At 64.2% G+C, this 13,842-nt stretch carries 19 protein-coding genes; 13 read left to right on the forward strand and 6 right to left on the reverse strand.

Going from position 1 to position 13,842, the window contains the following annotated elements; translation table 11 throughout:
- Window positions 1–2: 2 nt before the first annotated feature.
- From J4O76_RS05115 to J4O76_RS05135, 5 genes are all read right to left on the reverse strand, one after another.
- Window positions 3–359, reverse strand: coding sequence for a hypothetical protein (locus J4O76_RS05115; protein ID WP_426280644.1), 357 nt, complete (start codon window positions 357–359; stop codon window positions 3–5).
- Window positions 359–757, reverse strand: a complete 399-nt coding sequence (locus tag J4O76_RS05120; protein WP_426280645.1) for a hypothetical protein — start codon at window positions 755–757, stop codon at window positions 359–361. The genes J4O76_RS05115 and J4O76_RS05120 overlap by 1 nt, the downstream gene beginning before the upstream one ends.
- A complete protein-coding gene (locus J4O76_RS05125) occupies window positions 757–1,161 on the reverse strand; it encodes a hypothetical protein (RefSeq protein ID WP_426280647.1) in 405 nt (134 codons plus the stop codon). The genes J4O76_RS05120 and J4O76_RS05125 overlap by 1 nt, the downstream gene beginning before the upstream one ends.
- On the reverse strand, window positions 1,161–1,541 hold the full coding sequence (locus J4O76_RS05130; RefSeq protein ID WP_426280648.1) for a hypothetical protein: 381 nt from the start codon (window positions 1,539–1,541) through the stop codon (window positions 1,161–1,163). Before J4O76_RS05130 ends, J4O76_RS05125 begins: the two co-directional genes overlap by 1 nt.
- Window positions 1,542–1,863: 322 nt before the next feature.
- Entirely contained in the window at window positions 1,864–2,703 is an 840-nt protein-coding gene (locus J4O76_RS05135; RefSeq protein WP_426280650.1) for a LexA family protein, read from the reverse strand.
- Window positions 2,704–2,792: 89 nt separating this feature from the next.
- On the opposite strand from J4O76_RS05135, the gene J4O76_RS05140 reads away from it, so the two are divergent.
- Entirely contained in the window at window positions 2,793–3,119 is a 327-nt protein-coding gene (locus J4O76_RS05140; protein WP_426280652.1) for a hypothetical protein, read from the forward strand.
- On the opposite strand, the gene J4O76_RS05145 is transcribed toward J4O76_RS05140, so the two are convergent.
- On the reverse strand, window positions 3,106–3,321 hold the full coding sequence (locus J4O76_RS05145) for a hypothetical protein (protein WP_426280653.1): 216 nt from the start codon (window positions 3,319–3,321) through the stop codon (window positions 3,106–3,108). The genes J4O76_RS05140 and J4O76_RS05145 overlap by 14 nt on opposite strands.
- A gap of 81 nt (window positions 3,322–3,402) precedes the next feature.
- On the opposite strand from J4O76_RS05145, the gene J4O76_RS05150 reads away from it, so the two are divergent.
- From J4O76_RS05150 to J4O76_RS05205, 12 genes are all read left to right on the forward strand, one after another.
- Window positions 3,403–3,873 (forward strand): phage regulatory CII family protein, encoded by a 471-nt coding sequence (locus J4O76_RS05150; protein WP_426280654.1) that lies wholly within the window; start codon window positions 3,403–3,405, stop codon window positions 3,871–3,873.
- Window positions 3,870–4,172: a hypothetical protein gene (locus tag J4O76_RS05155; RefSeq protein WP_426280655.1), complete on the forward strand. Its 303-nt coding sequence runs from the start codon at window positions 3,870–3,872 to the stop codon at window positions 4,170–4,172. Before J4O76_RS05150 ends, J4O76_RS05155 begins: the two co-directional genes overlap by 4 nt.
- Complete coding sequence (locus tag J4O76_RS05160) at window positions 4,169–4,741, forward strand: hypothetical protein (protein WP_426280657.1); 573 nt, start codon at window positions 4,169–4,171, stop codon at window positions 4,739–4,741. Before J4O76_RS05155 ends, J4O76_RS05160 begins: the two co-directional genes overlap by 4 nt.
- The gene (locus J4O76_RS05165; protein ID WP_426280658.1) at window positions 4,738–4,968 is read left to right on the forward strand and encodes a hypothetical protein; all 231 of its coding nucleotides are present in this window, start codon (window positions 4,738–4,740) and stop codon (window positions 4,966–4,968) included. Before J4O76_RS05160 ends, J4O76_RS05165 begins: the two co-directional genes overlap by 4 nt.
- The gene (dnaN, locus tag J4O76_RS05170) at window positions 4,965–6,107 is read left to right on the forward strand and encodes a DNA polymerase III subunit beta (protein ID WP_426280660.1); all 1,143 of its coding nucleotides are present in this window, start codon (window positions 4,965–4,967) and stop codon (window positions 6,105–6,107) included. The genes J4O76_RS05165 and dnaN overlap by 4 nt, the downstream gene beginning before the upstream one ends.
- A gap of 4 nt (window positions 6,108–6,111) precedes the next feature.
- The gene (locus tag J4O76_RS05175; RefSeq protein ID WP_426280661.1) at window positions 6,112–6,282 is read left to right on the forward strand and encodes a hypothetical protein; all 171 of its coding nucleotides are present in this window, start codon (window positions 6,112–6,114) and stop codon (window positions 6,280–6,282) included.
- Window positions 6,282–7,004, forward strand: a complete 723-nt coding sequence (locus J4O76_RS05180) for a hypothetical protein (protein ID WP_426280662.1) — start codon at window positions 6,282–6,284, stop codon at window positions 7,002–7,004. Before J4O76_RS05175 ends, J4O76_RS05180 begins: the two co-directional genes overlap by 1 nt.
- Window positions 7,005–7,045: 41 nt before the next feature.
- Window positions 7,046–9,859: a phage/plasmid primase, P4 family gene (locus J4O76_RS05185; RefSeq protein WP_426280663.1), complete on the forward strand. Its 2,814-nt coding sequence runs from the start codon at window positions 7,046–7,048 to the stop codon at window positions 9,857–9,859.
- A 280-nt stretch (window positions 9,860–10,139) separates the two neighbouring features.
- Window positions 10,140–10,577 carry a DUF6362 family protein gene (locus J4O76_RS05190; protein ID WP_426280664.1) on the forward strand — a complete coding sequence of 146 codons (438 nt, stop codon included), beginning with the start codon at window positions 10,140–10,142 and terminating at the stop codon, window positions 10,575–10,577.
- 315 nt (window positions 10,578–10,892) lie between these two features.
- Window positions 10,893–11,501: a hypothetical protein gene (locus J4O76_RS05195; RefSeq protein ID WP_426280665.1), complete on the forward strand. Its 609-nt coding sequence runs from the start codon at window positions 10,893–10,895 to the stop codon at window positions 11,499–11,501.
- A complete protein-coding gene (locus tag J4O76_RS05200) occupies window positions 11,501–13,630 on the forward strand; it encodes a phage terminase large subunit family protein (protein WP_426280666.1) in 2,130 nt (709 codons plus the stop codon). Before J4O76_RS05195 ends, J4O76_RS05200 begins: the two co-directional genes overlap by 1 nt.
- Window positions 13,630–13,842, forward strand: coding sequence for a phage head-tail joining protein (locus J4O76_RS05205; RefSeq protein WP_426280667.1), 213 nt, complete (start codon window positions 13,630–13,632; stop codon window positions 13,840–13,842). The genes J4O76_RS05200 and J4O76_RS05205 overlap by 1 nt, the downstream gene beginning before the upstream one ends.

Genomic DNA, 13,842 nt, shown 5'->3' on the forward strand with positions numbered 1-13,842 from the left:
CATCATGCCTCTCCCTGAAGTTTGGTTTGAGCATCGACGTCGGCCGCGAGGATGGCGTGTGCGAGCGCGACCCAATCGGACCACGGCCCTTCCGCGTTCTCGTTCTCGTTGCGGGGCGACCAGCCGACGTAGAAGCTGGGAAGCCATGCCGACCGCTGAATGCCGCAACGTTTCCCGCCCTGGACATGTTCGGGCAGGTGCGGTTCCAGGCGGTCGTCGCTTGTACGCTCCGCAGCAAGATGGGTAGCGGCGAGCGTATTCACGACGCTTAGAAGTACCGTGCGCTCGTCTGACGCATACGCCATCTTGGCGAGGAAGGCGCGCGCGTCGGCGATTAGCTGGGGAATGTCCTGCGCCATCAGCGGCACACCTCCGCCAACGTCAGGACCGGGCGAACCTCTTCGCCTTCGCCGAGGTCCAGCTGCCAGCCGTGCTGATAGCCATGCTCATTGGCCCACCGGGCAAACACGACGTTCAACCGACGCGAAAGATCTGCGCAGGCTGCCTCGTCCCAATGGAGCGGACCGCCTTCGCCATCCTCCCCAAAGTTGTGTTCGTTGATGCGATCGAAGCTGTCGACAACCGGGGCGGCGTCCGGCTCAAACACGTCGAGATCATTTCCGAAGGGCTTGCCCTGAGCCACCCAGAACCGGACCGGTCCATGGTGCGCCCTGCCCTTGACGATGGCGGCGTCGCGCGTATCGGACGGACCGAACCAGAACTCGGCGTCGACTGCGTTGGCGTGATACCAGGCCATCAGAACGGCACGTCGCTGTCGAGGTCGCCGGGGTTGAGCGCCGCACGCGCGTAGTCGACGCCGGCGCGGTCCACGAGATACTGGATCTCCTCGATCATCTTCACGTCGAGCGGACGCAGCATCTGCACAAGCCCGATCGCGCGCTCAGCGAGATCCATATCGTTGGCTCCGCACGTGCCGGTGTGGCAGCGACACATGCATTCGGGCGATGCAGTGGCGACGGAAGGTCGGCGCCACACCGTCCGCATTGGCTCTCCCAGTTTGGCGCCGACGACCCTGAACTTCTTGAAACCGTCCGCCATCAGCGAATGGGAAAGTCCCTTCACGCTCCCCTGCCATTTCAGCAGGTCCGACGCTTCCTGGGTGGTGAACGAATGCGGCAGGATGTCCGGAAAAATGCTCATCACAGCTTCCCCGCGATTGCCGCGGCAATGATGCCGCCGATGATCCAGCCTCCGAACGTACCGGCCGTCACCGCCAGTGCGAACTCCAGCCTGCGGCTGTCGGCCGTCTGATCGGGATGTGCGCGGAGCGGCAGATCGTCACGTCGCGCCCGATCGGTCGCGCGCCAGCGAGCGACGTGCGCGGACAGGTCGGCCGATGCCGGCTCTTCGGCGATCAGCACGGTGTTGAAGTCGCCGAACTGGCGCGAGCCGACGAGGGCGCGGATTGACTGCGGTGGTCCCCCAGCCAAGGCCGAAGCTGGCTGATGGCCGAGGGCGTGCATGAACGGGTCTAGCGAGCAAGGCCGCTCTACCGGCCGGGCTGTGGTGTTGGTGCGCATTCGCAACTCCCATCGGGCGGACTGCCCTGATGGTTCGCCGTGTGCGATATTCGCATAACGTCGTCAATGCTTAATCTGCGATATTAGCAGATATTGACAGGCGATCAGTAGCGTGTTCTTTTTATGTTCTCATATCGAGTCGGGAGTTTGTCGGTGCTTCACTATCGCGTGCTGGTTTTTGGAAAGCCTCAATCGCCTTGGCGGACCAGCAAGGAGCGTGCCGAGCGAGACGCCGAAACTCTCGGCGTCGGTAGTCGGGACGAGTGGGGCGACTTCTATTTGTCCGGGGAAGCCGACTTCGAAGAGGTCCACAGGTATGCGCTCATGCGCCTGGTCGAGGCCTCGCTCGAACCGTCCAAGACCACACCCGCCCCAGTATCTCAATCGGCTCGTCACCGAGCTTGATTACAGCGTGAGAAGGATTGTTCGACAAAGGGACCAGCCGCGCGGGGTTCGCGTGATACTCTTTAAACGTCGCTTCCCCATCTTGGGTGCGGATCACATATTGGGCGCCGTCCCAAAGGTCTCGATCGTCCGGGTCTACAGTGATTGTGGCGCCGTCAGGAACAAGCCTGTCCATGGAGTCGCCTTTAATGCGCAAGGCATAGGCGCGCGGCGGAGTGTCGGGATCGGTAACCGGATGCCACTTGCCGGAAATTTCGATAGCTTCTTGGGGTGATCCCGCGGGCACTTCCCCTAACAAAGGGATTTTCGGCAGCGGCATCGCGTCGAACTCCCCGCCATCAGTGCCCTCAATCTCCGCGCGCTTGGCTGCTAACGCACGCTCGATGGCAACCATCTCGTGATGCTGGATCTTACGGCCGGCTTTGCCAAACACCTTTGACAGGTAGTTTTCCGGCACCCCCGACAACTGAGCGAGGTCACGCACCTTAATACCTAATGCGTCGAGTTCGTCGCGAATTTCTTGCGGGGTCATCGTACCGGTGAAGCGATGATCTGCGATATTCGCAACTACCATTATCGCAGATTCTTCTTGCCGAAAGTCTGCGTTTATCGCATATCGCTGCCTATGCAGACGGTAGCTGATCAAATCATCGACGCACTCGGCGGAAGCACGGCGGTATCCCGCATGATGGATGCTCCCCTTTCCACAGTTCATAGCTGGAGGAAAAACGGTGTCCCCCGTTCCCGATTGGCTCATCTCCGCCTCCTGGCGTCGGTAGAGAAACCCGAGGTCGATATCGACTTGATCGTCTCGGGCGCTGATGTTGCTACAGAGCAGGTGTCCGCATGACCCGGCTGGACGCCATGCCCGATCTGTCCTCGCTGTCCGAAGAGCAGCGCACCGCCGTTGCCTACATGGCGCAGCGTGAAGCCGCGGCTCTTATCCACCGTGCGCTGGATGGCGCGAGCGACCGCATCGCTGCTGCAATCGCCAAGGGCGGCTTCGTGTCGGTTCCGATTTTCCATCTGGAGGACTTTGCCCGGATCGAGGCGAACTGGTCACCCGGAAAGGACGGGTATGTTTCCGGCGTGGATTTGATCCGCGAAATCGCACGCGAGGAAATCGACCTCGCCTTCCCGCCGATGTCGGAAGAGGAGGCTAGCCCGCTGTGAGGACAAAAGGAAACTCGACGCCGGGTTCGTTGCCCAGTGCGCGTCGGAAGAATGTCGCCCCCTTCTGGGTTGCCTTGGCCGCTTCAGGCCTCTCGTCCAGCGAAGCCGCTGCGATTTCGTCCATCTCGGCAACCATGGCGCGAACATCGTCCGCAGTGAATGCGCCCGTTCGCAGCAATTGCCGAGCCAGTGCGACGGCCATCGCCGTGCCGACGTCCGGGGCAGGTTTTGAATTAGCGCGACTTGGTCGTTTCGCCACGTGTTTCTCCTCTGGGTGCTTGTCATGACGCCTGAGAAGCTCGCACTCAAGCGCGCGACCCGCGAGATGATCAAGGGCGTCGGCGGACTCGAGGCTGCCGCGCCTTATTGCCGCGTCGGCAAGTCCGCCCTCGGCGAATACCAGTCCGACCATAAGTCCGATTGTTTCGTCACCCTTGACGTCATCGCCGACCTGGAACCGCTCGCGCGCGCGCGGGATGGCTGGCCTCATGTGACGCAGGCGCTCTGCGCTACGATGGGCGGCGTATTCGTCGCCGTTCCGGAGAGCGCCGCCAGTTCCGGCGACCTGCTGGACATGATGGCGACGCTCTCCGGAGAGTTCAACGACACCACGCGTGCCGTCTGCTCCGGGCTGGCGGACGGCAAGTTCTGTTCGATCGACGCCGAGAAGCTGGAGCGCGAACTCGACGACGTGATCCGCGTGGCTGTCGGCATGCGGGCGCTCGCTCGATCCATTCACGGAGGTGAACGATGAAGACCAAGCTACGTCTGCGCCTTGGTGTGCGCGTGCCGAACGAAGGCGCCCGACGCCTGGCGCATTGGGTCATGGCGCAGCCAGCGGGAACGCTGGCGAAGCTGATGGCGCGTACCGGGCTCGGGCATATCGCGTTGGATCGAATGATGTCGGAAGGCACCACGCCAGCCGACGCCATCGGCTATCAGATCTACGCCTTCACCGGCTGCGCGGTGTCCGCCGACGATTGGGAAACAGCGCCGCAGGGCGGTTGGTTCGACGCCGTCGAAGCGCGCGAACTCCTCCGGAGGGCGGCGTGATCCCTATGGCGACGATGCAGCTGCTCGCCGATCACGACGAAGCGCCGGGTGTAGTGCTCAGTCCTGCGCGCATCGACGCGTGGATGGAAGTCGCCAAGGCCGGCGACGTCTGCCTCTACGCGACCCGTGCGTGTCTTCCAGTCAACTCAGCCGGCGCAAAGCACATGCGGGAACTCGCTAATCGGAAGCTGGTATTGCTCACTCAGCCACGATCAAAGCTCGATCCGACCGTCTTCAACTACCGCGCGACCCGTACAGGGACACCAACGGCTATGACGCGTCCCGCCCGCCCGGTGCTGGTAGCGCCGTCCGCTACGCTGATCGACGACGAGGCCGCGATCGTCGATGCGCTGCTGCCCGTGCTGGAGCGGTTCGCGCAGAACAACCGTCCCTGCCCGACCGACAAGCAACTCGCCAGCCGGGCTGCGCTGACCGAAGTTGCGGTAAAGGCGGGGCTTGCAGCGATGGTTGCGGCGCACCTGATCAAGGTGTCTGGCTGCGCGGCGCCGACGTACCGGCGCGTTGTCATCGTCTCCACCGGCGCGATGACGGGGCTCGCCCGCGCGTGACGTTTGACCAGCTCATGACGCGCGATCGGCGCATCGCCGAGCTGGATCGTCTCGGCCGCGCGCGCACCCGTGCGCAGGATCATGAACTCGGCGCGCTGGTCTCGGCGCGCGATCAATACTGGCGGCGTCTGCCGCGCGCTCTCGAAGCCGCGCGCGCGAAGGCCGCTCAACTCGAAAACTATGCGCGGCAGCACCGGCTGTCGCTCGACGGGGAGATGACGGCGTGACCAAGAAGAAGGAAGTAGCGGGCGAGCCGGCGCGAGCGTTCGAGATCGACGCGCCGTTGCTACGTGCCGCGCTGAAGGATCTCGCCGACATCGTCGAGAAACGCAACACGATCCCGGTGCTGTCGAACGTGGTGCTGGCCGTGACGCCGTCCTCGCTTACGCTGACGGCGACCGACCTAGATGCCTGGGGCGAGCGGCATGTGTCGCTCGACGGTACGGCGGACACTTTCGTCATTACGGTCGAGGCGGCAATCCTCACCCGTATTGCCGACAAGCTGCCGAGCGACGCGCGGGTGCGGCTGTCCTACGCCGATGCCAAGCTGACCGTGTCCGCCGGGCGTTCGCGGTTCGCGTTGGCGACGCTCCCGGCGGACGACTTCCCGATGCTGCCGCGCAAGGAGTGGGACGCTGAGTTCGAGATGTCCGCGCTGGCACTGGACGCCGCGCTCTCCACCGTGAAGTTCGCAGTCTCGTCCGAAGAGACGCGCTACTATCTGAACGGCGTGGCGGTCCATGCACCGGAGGGCGCGGATCTGCGCTTCGCCGCGACCGACGGGCATCGCCTAGCACGTGGCGTGATGGCGCTGCCGGCCGGCGCCGCGTCGCTTCCCGACATCATCATCCCAACCAAGGTCGTGAAGGTGCTGACCACGCTGCTCGGCCGGTTCGAGGGGCAGGTCGACGTGCGGGTGTCTAGCACGAGCCTACGCGTCGAGATCGGCGCCACCGTCGTCCAGGCGAAGGTGATCGACGGCAAGTTCCCGGACTACACGCGGGTCGTACCGACACACCATGATGGCGTGCTCAAGGTCGACCGCGAGCAGCTGCTCGCCGCGATCGCGCGGGTCACCACGATCTCGTCGGACAAGACGCGCGCCGTGAAGCTAGCGATCGACCGCGACATGATCGTGCTGTCGGTGTCGAGTCCAGAGAACGGGACCGCGGTAGAGGAGATGGCCTGCGACTGGATGGGCTCGGCGCTGACCGTCGGCTTCAACTCACGGTATCTCGCCGATGTCCTGGGACACCTGACGGCTGATCAGGTCGAGGGATCGTTTACCGATGGGGCTGGTCCGACCCTATGGCGCGACCGCCTCGACGCTGCGGCCATATTCGTTCTCATGCCGATGAAGGTCTAGGCTCATGTCCATCGCATCTCGCATCCGCTGGCGGCGTCGACTGGCGTTCGTCACGCTGTCGGTGTCGTGGGGAGAATCCTCCTCGTCCGCCATTCCCGTGCAGCGGTACGTCATCATCGTCTGGCTCGGGTTCGTCGTGCAGGTCGCGGTCGCGCGGCCGAAGGGGATGTTCTGATGGCGCATGCCAAACTGAACCTGTCGCGCATGTACGACTGGATCGAACGCAATCGCAATCTCGACGTGGTGCAGCCGACCGACGCCGACATCATGCAGCTGTTCGGGTTCGATAGCCCGGAAAGCGCGCGCACTCTCCTCGCCGAGCTCGCCGACGCCGGCCGCATAACCATCAAGGGCTATGGGGAAAGCCGGACGATCGCACTTGGTCGGATCAAGTCCGAACTTACGCCCGCACCCCGGCCGATGCCGAGCGCGAAGAGGGCCGATCCCGTTGTCGACGCCGGTATCGCGAAGATCGCCGCGATCGTCGCGCGAGGGGGCAACGCCGGCACCGCTCGCGCGGTTCAGGCCGCTGCCGTCCTCAAGTCTGCGCAGCTGAAGCAAACCCCATCCACACCACGTCCGACGAAAGCGGTGACCACCCGCCCAGTCCCGGTCCCGCCGATCAAGGAACCTGTCAAAATGCCTGCCAAGCCCGCGCGTACTCCGGCTCCCGCCGCAACCCCCATCCCACCGTTCTCGCCCCCAGCTGCGGTCTTCGCTCTGGACACGCTCTTCGATATGATCCGCGAGCGGTTCGACGAACGTCCCGACCAGTCGGCCGAACTCGCCGCTGCGATCGAGCGGGCGGAGGCGACGGAGCGCCGGGCCAAGCAGGTCGAGGAGCGTGCCAAATCCGCCGAAGCGAAGCTCGCCCAGATGAAGGCGCTGTTCGCCTAATCCATTTCTCGCGCCTTCGGGCGCTTCGGGGGTAAACTATCGTGTCCGCTATTTCCACGTCGCCCATGTGTCAGGCGGCGCTTGCATTCGCGCGCCGGGGCTGGCCGGTCTTTCCGTGCAACGAGAAGAACGGACGGCCGCTCGTCGGTGGCGACCGCGACGCCGACGGCAATGTCATCCCGAACTCGGGTGGGCTGCACAAGGCAACCTGCGACGAGGAACAGATCCTCGCCTGGTGGCGCAAGTGGCCGCGTGCCCAGATCGGCCTACACTCCGGTGACGGTGGGTTGCTGCACCTCGATTTTGACCCGCGTACCGATCGCAACGTCACGGAGGAGGTCGACGAAAAAACCGGCGAGATTACCGAGGTCGTGCACGAGAAGGTCTGGACGGTCGACCTGCTGAAGGCGGCGCTGTTCGTCCAAATGGGCGCGCCGTTGCCGGAAACACTCACCTCACTCACCCCGTCAGGCGGCGAGCATAAGTGGTTTCTCATGCCCGAGGGCGAGCCCATCGGGAACCGCGGCAACCTTCCCTTGCATGTCGATGTGCGCGGTCAGGGCGGTTACGTCATCGTCCCGCCATCGGTCCGGTTGGGCGACCTCGACGGAGGCGGGAAGAAGGAACCGGGCGCCTACACCTGGCTGCACGGCGACTGGACCGATCCGACCGCGATCGCGCCGGCGCCGCCTGACCTCGTGCGTATTCTGCGCGAACGTAAGAAGGCGGAGCCTGCCGCTACGAAGCCGGCGGGGCAGCGCAAGCCCGGGTCGGCGGTGACGATCGTTGGCGATGTCGACGACGACGTGCGCAAGTATGCGCTTTCCGCCCTCGATGCCGAGTGCCGCGATGTCGCCCGGGCGGCATCCGGCGGGCGCAACGCCAAGTTGAACGAAAGTGCGTTCAAGATCGCCACGCTGGTTGCGGCCGGCGCGCTGACGGACGCCGTCGCGCGTAGCAGTCTCGAGTCCGCCGCACGATCGAACCCCGGTCACGACGACGAACGACAGCTGATCGCCACGCTCGACAGCGGATGGACAGCCGGCCTTCAGCAGCCGCGCGATCTCAGCGAGATCGCTGCATCAGCGCGCGGCCGTAGGGAGCGCGGGCCTCCGCGTCACTCGTCGGGAGGTTCGCCCCCTCCCCCCGGCCCTACTGACGATGGCAAGCCAAGCTCCCATTCGGGAGGTGCGCGTCGTTTGCATCAGGAAGGGGGGCGGGGCGAGGACCTGGCGCGAGAGTGTGCGCTGCTGCCTCAGACCGATCTCGGCAATCTGGAGCGCTTCCTCAAGCGGTTCGGCCGCAACTTCCTGTACGTGAAGCAATGGGGCTGGCTCGTCTGGGACGGTACGCGCTGGAATCGGAATATGGCGCTCAGTCGGCTTGGTCGCGCGGTGCAGGCTACATCTCGCCTCATACAGGAAGAGGCGGCGTTCATCCGTGCGAGCGGCATTCCCGACGACGCTCAACCCGGTTGGGATGCATCACAAATCGCAGCGCATGAAGAGCAGCAGAAGGGCAAGCTCGACCGCGTCGTGAAGGTCCTGCGCGACGGCACGATGATCCTATTGTCTGAAACGATCGGCAAATGGGGTCGGACGGCAGAAGGGTCGGGACACATTCGCAGTTTGCCAGCCATGCTCGAAGCACGCCTGACGGCTGACACCGGCGACTTCGACAAGGATCCGCTGCTCGTCAATATGGCGAACGGTACGCTGGTATTCGTCCGTCCCGAAGGCGGACGTCCTGCGAGCGTCGAGCTTATCGAGCCGCGGCGAGAAGACCTGATCACCAAGTGTGGGACAGCGATCTACGATCCCGATGCGTCCTGTCCGGCATATGACGCGTTCCTCGGGCGCGTGCAGCCAAAGGAAGAGATGTGCGCCTTCCTCGACGTGTGGGCTGGCTACAACATGCTGGGCGACGCGTCGGCGCAGAAGATGGCGATCTTCTATGGCGAGGGCGCGAACGGCAAGGGCGTGTGGGTCAACACCAAGCGCGCGATCCTCGGCGACTATGCCTGGGCGGCGTCGATCAACACCTTCGTCGAGGCCGATCGCGGGCGCAAAGGGTCCGAGGCCTCTCCCGATCTCGCTGCACTTGCCGGCAGACGCATGGTCACCGCCAACGAAGCGGAGGAGGGCTCTAAACTTTCCGACGGTCTCGTGAAGGAATTGACCAGTGACGAACCGAAGGGCGGCGTGCGCGAGAACTTTGGAGATCCGTTCGAGCTCCAGATCACCTTCAAGAACACGATCATCGCCAACAACAAACCTCGGATCGGAACGGATCACGGCATCCGTCGACGGATGCAGCTCGTCCCCTGGGACATCATCATCCCCGACGAAGAACAGGATCCGCAACTGAAGGCAAAGCTCGTCAAGGAGGCGAGCGGCATCCTCAACAGAATGGTCAGGGGTGCGCTTCAGTACCTGACCAGCGCACTGCCGATGCCGGAGACGATCAAGGAGGCCACCGAGGCGTACCTCGACGAGAACGATCTTCTCGGCCGCTTTCTCGCCGTCTGCATCGTGCGCGAGACAGGTGAGACTATGGGATCAACAGCGCTGCATGAACTGTTCGCGGCCTGGCAGACGTGGGCGCAAATGCTACCCGCGACAGGCAGACCGTGGTCGCCGAAGTATCTTGCTGCCCAGATGGAGCGCAAGGGCTTCCACAAGCGCAAATCGAGCTCCATGGTGTGGAAAGACGTGTGGCCGCTCTATTCGGCGACAGACTTCGTGCGCGACGGGAAACCGGTCGAGGACGATCTGCCAACCCCACGCCGAAAGTCGGACGACGCCCCCCGCACCCCCGTTTCCGATGTCGACGACGACTTGAATGGGCCGCTCTGATCCTCCCGGCCTCCCGCCGATGGGAGGATGCGGAAACTCTGGGAAGCGCGGTTTTCTGCGGGTTAGGGAGGGTGTGGGAGCTTGGGAGGCAAACTGGCAACCAACCGTCACATGAATTCCGCCGCACTTCTACCTGCGTTGTACCCCCACCTTGCCTCCCAACCTCCCGAAAGGACCCTAAGTGTCTGATCCTATTACATTCTATCCTCCCACCCATCCTCCCGTTTACGGGAGTGAGGATAAAAACCCTCCCATTAGAGTATTTCTGTCCTTCGACGACGTGCAGGACCGCTTGGTAGAGGCCATGCTGACCTGCTGGCGCTATCCCGACCGCGAGCGCGGGTGGCAGACGCTGCGGTGTGCATGGCCGGAGATCAGCCGCGACGTGTGGGCCGGCGACTATGACGCGCGCGGTGGTGACGGGACCAGTGGCGACGTCGCTCTCCGTCCTGCATCGCAGACGCGCGAGGACATCGCCGAGATGGAAGAGGCGTTCGGCTGGCTCGACGCCGTCGCGCCGGATGACCGCAAACTGATCGGGCTGGCCGTCACCGAGTTGGCACGGGGCAAGCGCGAGGTGCCATGGCGCTCGCTGATGCCGAAGTTGGGCGTGCAGCGCGGTGTGACTGGCGTACAGATGCGCTACTCGCGTATCATCACCGGCATCTGCAATGCTGTGAACCGCAGAAATCCTAGCCGCGACGTGTCAAGTGGATGAAAGTGCAGGCGCTTAACATTCTGTTGTGGTCCTATCGCACCAAAGCCGCCTATTTATTGACACGCTGGGTTGGGCCTTCGGGTTCGCAGCTTCTCTCCCCTTGATGACACCCTTCGACGGGCGGCGCGGCTTCGGTCTCGCCGCCCGTCGCCGTTTAGGGTTCGAACGGTGCCATACCCCCACCCCCAACGGGTCCCTTCCGGGGGTGTACGGGTCGGGCGGTGGGGCTGAGCGCGCAATCACGCTGTTCAACCCCGTTTTTGCATTATGAACTTCGTGAACTGAACTGTTCACGGACGTTGAACGAGGTGCTCCATGACGCTGATGACGAAGGGCGAGTTCGCCGTTCATCGCGGCGTCGGGAAATCGGCGGTCTCGAACTGGGTCAAGAAAGGTCTGCTGGTCATGGGCGAGTGCCCGACCAGTGGAGCGGTCAAGGTCGATGTCGAGCGGTCGGAAGCGCGGATCAATACGCGGGTCGATCCGATGCGGGGGCGGCCTAGTGCCGGTCTCCCGCTCGCCGCCCCCGCGGCAGTAGAGGAAGGGGGTGATCAGTCTGACGGTCGGCGGAGCGCGGCGCACGTGCGTGCCGATCTCGCCGAAGAGACGCTGGCCAGCATGCGCCGTAAGAACGCGCGCGAAGCCGGCGAGTTGGTTCCTGCTGTTGAGATGCACCGGCGTAGCGCCGAGCTTGGCCGCGTCTGCCGCGAGCGGATGCTCTCCATGTTCCGGGGCATCTCGGAACGGCTCGCAGTCGAGAAGGACACCCGTACGATCATGGCGATCGGCATCGCGGAGATAAACCGCGTGTTCGCGGAGCTCGCCGACCAAGTCGAGCAAGGCGTGCTTACCGCCGAGGACGACACGCCCGAAGATCCGGCAATCGAAAACGAGGTGGCGGCAGCCGAACTCACGGAGGCATAATGGCGTTCGACTATGACCGCTTCGGCGATGCTGCCGCAGCGGCCTTGCGAACGAACGCCAACGGCCTCGACAAGTCGATCGCGTCGGGCCTTCGCCCGCCGCCCGATATGTGGCTGTCGGAATGGACCACGAAATTTCGCCGCTTCGCAGACGACGATCCCATCCCCGGCCCCTGGCGTCATTCGACGGCGCCGGAACTAGTCGAGATCATGGACTCGATGTCGCCGCAGGATCCCTGTGAGGAAGCGGCCATCATCAAGTGCGCCCAGTCGGGCGGCTCGGCATCGGCGGAAAACTGGATCGGGTTCATCTCCGACCTGGCGCCGGGGCCGATGCTGTTCGTCCAGGCGACGCTGAAAGCCGCGCTCGACTGGGCGGCTGAGAAGTTCTGGCCGATGGTCGAGAACACGCCCCGCCTCAATCCGGAGCGGGGCGGCACGATCCGCGCGCAGGGTACGCCGGACGGCAACGGCTCGACGAAGAGCAAGATCAGGTTCTCGCGGTCCAATGGCTTCGTGCTGCTGGCCGGCGCGAACTCCGCCGCCTCGCTCCGCCAGCGCACCGTGCGATACGCGGTCGAGGACGATCTCGACCAGTTCCCCGAGGACCTGGACGGGCAAGGCTCGCCGGAAGTCATGGTCGACCAGCGCCTGAAGGTGTGGCGTCGACAGGGTCTGTCGAAGCGGCTGAAGATCTCGACGCCGACGATCAAGGGCACGAGCAAGATCGGGCGGGCGTATGCCGTGTCCGATCGCCGACGCTACCACCTGAAGTGCCCCGAATGCGGCAGCCGGTTCGTTCCCGAGTGGGGCGATATCCAGTGGCCGGACGGCAAGCACGAACAGGCTTACCTGATACCGCCCTGCTGCGGCTTCGATCACATCGAGCATTGGCAGAAGGCGGGAATGAAGCTGCCCGATGGGTGGCTGTCGGACGAGATCGACGGCGTGAAGACGCCTCGCATCCTGACCGAAGAGGAATTCCGGGCTGCCCGTGGGCGGATGCCGGCCAGTGTGAAGCGCGGCTTCCATCTGACCGGCATCATTTCATCGTTCCAGACATGGGCCGACATGGCCGTGTCGTTCCGCGATGCGCAGGGTGATCTGAACAAGCTGAAGACGTGGACCAATCTGGTTCATGGTTTCGAGTTCGAGTTGAAGGGCGGCACCCCGGACTACGAGAAGCTCCGCGAACTGCGCGAGCAAGGATGGGGTCCGCGCCAGATCGTCAACGTCCCCGTCGGGCCGTTGGTCACGACCCTAGGCGTCGACGTGCAGGGCGACGGTCTCTACCTCGAAAAGGTCGGATGGAGCGAGAACGCGGAAAGCTGGACGCTGGACGCTCGCTTCCTCCCCGGCCCTACCGACGTGAAGGGCGAAGGCGCGTGGGCCGATCTCGACACGTACGCCCGCCGCAAGATGGTCTTTCCCGGCGGGCGCACCTTCGGGATCGATCAGGTCTGCGTCGACGCCGGGTACAATACCGAGGCGGCTGAAGCGTTCTGCCGAGCACATCCGAACCGCCTCGCGGTATTCGGTCGCGCCGGCTGGAACCTGCCCATCCTCGGGCGGGGCGAAAACCTGCGGTACGAGCAGCAGGGTCGCAAGGCCGGACAGGCGTCGAAGAAGGCGGAGGACAAGGCGTTCATCGTCGGCACGTTCGGCGTGAAGCTTAGCTGGTACGGCTTCCTTCGCTCGACGCTTGCCGCAGCGGAGGCCGAAACGGTCGGTGCGATCTCCGCATCGCGCGGCCGCGCGCACTTCAACGTCGACCTGCCCGACGAGTATTTCGAACAGGTCACGGCGGAAACGATCATCACCGAGATGGTCGCCGGTCAGCCGCGCCGGGTCTGGAAGCCGCTTGCCGGTCGACCGAACCACTGGCTGGATTGCCGGGTCTACAACACCGCCGCGCACGAAAAGCTGATGCTCGACACCCTGACGCCCGCCGACTGGGCGCGTCTCAGGGCGGAGCGCCATGGCGGGAAGGACGGTCCGCAGCCCGGCTTGTTCGACGGCCCCATCATCGCGGCTCCGGCCGCGCCGGTGGAGGACGTCGAGCAGCCCGAACCTCAACCGGTGCCGCAGTCGCGCGACACCTATCTCGAACGAAACGAAGGATGGCTCTGATGCCTGCACCCGATTACGCAACCGAGATCGCCGCCCTGGAGCGGGGCCTCGGCACCGGCGAAGCCCGCCTCGAAAGCGACGGCGACAGCGTCACCTATCGCGGCGTCGAAGACATCATGAAGGCGCTGGGATACTTCCGGAGCCGTGCCGCTGCGGCATTCGCACCGCAAACGCGCTCGATGAACACGCTCGCGTCGTACGATCCGAACTGA

Origin of the sequence: Sphingomonas sp. NFX23 (genome assembly GCF_049887795.1) — a bacterium.
In the GTDB taxonomy this organism is placed as follows: domain Bacteria; phylum Pseudomonadota; class Alphaproteobacteria; order Sphingomonadales; family Sphingomonadaceae; genus Sphingomonas.

Bases quoted from the DNA above. Each gene is read 5' to 3' on its own strand.
- J4O76_RS05150 (WP_426280654.1), top strand. From the start codon at position 3,403: ATGACGCCTGAGAAGCTCGCACTCAAGCGCGCGACCCGCGAGATGATC.
- J4O76_RS05205 (WP_426280667.1), top strand. From the start codon at position 13,630: ATGCCTGCACCCGATTACGCAACCGAGATCGCCGCCCTGGAGCGGGGC.
- J4O76_RS05125 (WP_426280647.1), bottom strand. From the start codon at position 1,161: ATGAGCATTTTTCCGGACATCCTGCCGCATTCGTTCACCACCCAGGAA.
- J4O76_RS05200 (WP_426280666.1), top strand. From the start codon at position 11,501: ATGGCGTTCGACTATGACCGCTTCGGCGATGCTGCCGCAGCGGCCTTG.
- J4O76_RS05175 (WP_426280661.1), top strand. From the start codon at position 6,112: ATGTCCATCGCATCTCGCATCCGCTGGCGGCGTCGACTGGCGTTCGTC.
- J4O76_RS05140 (WP_426280652.1), top strand. From the start codon at position 2,793: ATGACCCGGCTGGACGCCATGCCCGATCTGTCCTCGCTGTCCGAAGAG.
- J4O76_RS05180 (WP_426280662.1), top strand. From the start codon at position 6,282: ATGGCGCATGCCAAACTGAACCTGTCGCGCATGTACGACTGGATCGAA.
- J4O76_RS05115 (WP_426280644.1), bottom strand. From the start codon at position 359: ATGGCGCAGGACATTCCCCAGCTAATCGCCGACGCGCGCGCCTTCCTC.
- J4O76_RS05145 (WP_426280653.1), bottom strand. From the start codon at position 3,321: ATGGCCGTCGCACTGGCTCGGCAATTGCTGCGAACGGGCGCATTCACT.
- J4O76_RS05135 (WP_426280650.1), bottom strand. From the start codon at position 2,703: ATGAGCCAATCGGGAACGGGGGACACCGTTTTTCCTCCAGCTATGAAC.
- J4O76_RS05195 (WP_426280665.1), top strand. From the start codon at position 10,893: ATGACGCTGATGACGAAGGGCGAGTTCGCCGTTCATCGCGGCGTCGGG.
- J4O76_RS05120 (WP_426280645.1), bottom strand. From the start codon at position 757: ATGGCCTGGTATCACGCCAACGCAGTCGACGCCGAGTTCTGGTTCGGT.
- J4O76_RS05130 (WP_426280648.1), bottom strand. From the start codon at position 1,541: ATGCGCACCAACACCACAGCCCGGCCGGTAGAGCGGCCTTGCTCGCTA.
- J4O76_RS05155 (WP_426280655.1), top strand. From the start codon at position 3,870: ATGAAGACCAAGCTACGTCTGCGCCTTGGTGTGCGCGTGCCGAACGAA.